The sequence below is a fragment of the Clostridium polyendosporum genome, from assembly GCF_018332455.1.
Classification (GTDB): domain Bacteria; phylum Bacillota; class Clostridia; order Clostridiales; family Clostridiaceae; genus Clostridium_AY; species Clostridium_AY polyendosporum.
This window is the reverse complement of record NZ_BOPZ01000059.1, coordinates 1-3,186: the sequence shown is the minus strand read 5'-3', so window position 1 is coordinate 3,186 and position 3,186 is coordinate 1. Positions and strand designations below refer to the sequence as shown.

3 protein-coding genes are annotated in these 3,186 nt (G+C 34.9%); 1 reads left to right on the top strand and 2 read right to left on the bottom strand.

From position 1 onward, the window contains the following. Nucleotides 1-161: 161 nt before the first annotated feature. Together CPJCM30710_RS17320 and CPJCM30710_RS17315 are read right to left on the bottom strand one after the other, a co-directional pair. Nucleotides 162-1,439, bottom strand: coding sequence for an FAD-dependent oxidoreductase (locus CPJCM30710_RS17320; RefSeq protein WP_212905389.1), 1,278 nt, complete (start codon nucleotides 1,437-1,439; stop codon nucleotides 162-164). Next, a complete protein-coding gene (locus CPJCM30710_RS17315; RefSeq protein ID WP_212905388.1) occupies nucleotides 1,436-2,428 on the bottom strand; it encodes a sulfide/dihydroorotate dehydrogenase-like FAD/NAD-binding protein in 993 nt (330 codons plus the stop codon). The genes CPJCM30710_RS17320 and CPJCM30710_RS17315 overlap by 4 nt, the downstream gene beginning before the upstream one ends. A 179-nt stretch (nucleotides 2,429-2,607) precedes the next feature. Here CPJCM30710_RS17315 and CPJCM30710_RS17310 point away from each other — a divergent pair, with 179 nt between their 5' ends. Continuing rightward, a complete protein-coding gene (locus CPJCM30710_RS17310; RefSeq protein ID WP_212905387.1) occupies nucleotides 2,608-2,958 on the top strand; it encodes a four-helix bundle copper-binding protein in 351 nt (116 codons plus the stop codon). The last annotated feature ends 228 nt before the right edge of the window (nucleotides 2,959-3,186 follow it).

Sequence of the window (3,186 nt, the reverse complement as noted above, 5' to 3'; positions counted from 1 at the left end):
CCTTCAGATTTCATCTCACGATGAACACCCTTGCCTTCGGCTAACGGTTGGTGCTATCAACCCCCGTAGTGGACTTTCACCACCAAGCTGTCGCCCATGCTGGGCGCACATAAGTAAAGGGCATCTCTTTTTCTTATGAGATACCCTTCTAAATTCCACTTTCATATTAATTTAATATTGAAAACTCCATCAAGATTTAGTTTCTTTATTCTTGTTTCTACTTTATTAATATTAGTAGTATATAACCCTAGTTCCTTCATTCTCTTAAAGTACTCTGCTCCAGCAAAGGTATATCTGTTCATTCTTCCTTCTCTAGTAGAAGCCTTTTCATTTGCATAAGCTATTAAGTCACCTATTGCAATAGATCTTGGAAGTATCAAAAGTGGCATTCCTAAAGCAAGTCTTACAGCGTTGTGACCAGCTAAAGTTCCTGTACATATAGCTTCAGTATGACCTACGAATAAACCTGACTTTTCTCCTGCACAGAATAGATTATCTACTCCGCACACCTTCATATCATCCGTTCTAGGTGCAACAGAGAGATATCTTACGGAATTACCTTTACTTCCTGCATAAGGATCAACGTACTTAGCATTTTCAAGACCTTCTATCTTTCTTAACTTTTCTAGAGGGTAGTAGGTTGTCATAAGCTTTGCATGCCCAGTATCTAAAAGAATTATATTTTCTGCAAACTCTTTTAATGCGTATTGTTGGCATACCTTGCTGCTCAATTTATTATAGTTAACTTCTTCAGTTGGAATCTTTAGAATAACAACACCTTTTTCATCAAGTTCTTTTACTATTTCTTCAGACAGTGTGTCTTTTTCAAGCTTACATGATCCACTGAAAGCACCTAACTGATCTCCATTTCTTTCCCCTTGAAAATCTTGAACCCCTGCTCTTTCACTAATGCTTATTCTTGGACCATAGGATGGGCATCTTAATATGCACATTGAACATCCATTTCCATACCTTAAGCAGTTACCCATTGGTCCTGTGGAACCAGTTGTTTCAACAAATATGTCTCCTTCAAAATAGGAACCGTCACTTAAATATATACCTTTAATCTTCTTATCTACTATTTCTATGTCAGTTACTCTAGAAACTAGATGTAAATTGATTCCCAAATCTTTAATATATTTATATACAGCACCTTCTATTTTATTTACATCATACAGCCATGCATGTTTATGACCAGGAAACTCTATATTTTTATGTCTGCTTAACCTGTCCGTAATTTCAATAAGATCACCAGCACCTAGACATTTAAGCTCCTCAGAAGCTGTGTACCGACCATTATTTCTCATTATTCCGCCTACATTACCTAGTCCTAAAAGTAAATCTGTTTTTTCAAAAATATGAACTTCTGCACCTGCTTTTTTACATGCAATAGCTGCCGCGCATCCAGCCCAACCTCCGCCAACAACTATAACCTTCATATAAACCTTCTCCCCTCAAAAATATTTCTTGGGTCTGATTGTACTTTGCATAACCTTTTTACTCTATGTCCCTTAAATCTTGCAGTACAGCTTCCGCACACGCCCTCGCCACAACACATTTTGGCGTTATTACAACAGGATGTTTTGATATCTTTTCTATCTAATTGATCAAGATAATCTAAAATTTTATAGGTAAGAATATCTGCTCCTGCACAATGTAACAATCCTATATCTTCCTTTTCAATTTTATCTCTTATAATATCTTGGATTTCAGCTGTAAGTATTCCTTCTCCTAACACCGGCACTTCATCATATGACAAATTATATTGTTTTAGATACTCCTCAACATATAATTTTTTATAAGGAGACTTATCTATTATTAAATCTACTTTATTTCCATTATTAATAAGCTTTTTTATAACGGGCAGCATTGGAGCCATGCCTATCCCCTTTGCTATAACCAAGCTCTTACCATTTTTTAAATTATCAATATTTTTCAAACCAAAAACTCCATTCCAGTAAGGCCCTCTGATAACTATGTCTTGACCTTTTGCTATATTCAAAAGACGCTTTGTTTTTATACCTCTTACCTCTATCATAATTGAAATAACGTTACTTTCTGTATCAGATTGTAATATTGAAATAGGTATATCAAAGTAAAAATTCTCATCCGTTCTAATAAAAATAAACCCACCTGGAGAAACAAGGTCAAGAGCAAGCTTATGAGGTGCTAAGAATTTTACAAGAATCAAACTTTTTTCAAGAAATTCTACATCTATAACCTTACAATTAAATGTTTCACGTCCTTTTTTTGCCTTACTTCCATTGTTACGAAACTTGTCATATATGCAAACTCCCTTCCAATTTAAACAATCACAAAAACACTTTCCTTGAAGCTGAGAACACAGTATACATTCCCCAGCTTCTGCAAGATGGCAGGGACAGTATTCCGTTCCGGCATCAATGCAATCAATAACTTCGCAATTCATTTTTCCCTCCAAGATAAAATGCTCCCACTATTACTTTATTTTCCAAATTCATTTTTGTTACAACAAAATCTATAAAAACCCAACTTAATAAGGTATTAAACCTATTTATTGGTATATAAATAATTGTTTTTTCATATAATAAATTCCAGAAAAAAATTAAAACAAAAGGAGTTTTTAAAATGGGTGTAGCAACTATGACTATAAATAAATATCAAGCATGTATCTATGAATGCAACAGATGTGCTCAAGCATGTTATGAATGCTTTAAAGCATGTTTAAATGAACCAGATGTAGCAGATAGAAAGAATTGCATGAGCATTCTTGTTGAATGTGCTAAAGTGTGTGAAATGTCATCAACACTTCTATCAATGAATACTGAATTTGCAAAGGATTATTGTAATCTATGTGCTGTTGTTTGTGATAAATGCGCTGAAGAATGTGAAAAGTTTAAAGATGAGCACTGCCAAAAGTGTGCTCATGAATGTGGTACATGTGCAGATGAATGCAGCAGAATGGGTGGTATGTATTAATCTACAATAAGCAGTCAGCATATTATAAAGTTACTGACTGCTTATTTATTTTATTTATTTATATAAAGTTGTATATCCATAGCTTGAGTCAGGTCTCACTTCGTAAAATGGTAGTAAGTCAGGACCACCCGTAAAACGGGTGGCTTGGCCTGAGGCTGTAAGCCTCTTTTTCTAGCCAGCGTCTAAAGGCGCTGGCTTTTCACTTTGTTCAAAGCCACTTGGCTGTTG

Excerpts from the sequence above, each read along its gene's own strand:
- CPJCM30710_RS17320 (WP_212905389.1), bottom strand. The coding sequence starts at position 1,439 with ATGAAGGTTATAGTTGTTGGCGGAGGTTGGGCTGGATGCGCGGCAGCT.
- CPJCM30710_RS17315 (WP_212905388.1), bottom strand. The coding sequence starts at position 2,428 with ATGAATTGCGAAGTTATTGATTGCATTGATGCCGGAACGGAATACTGT.
- CPJCM30710_RS17310 (WP_212905387.1), top strand. The coding sequence starts at position 2,608 with ATGGGTGTAGCAACTATGACTATAAATAAATATCAAGCATGTATCTAT.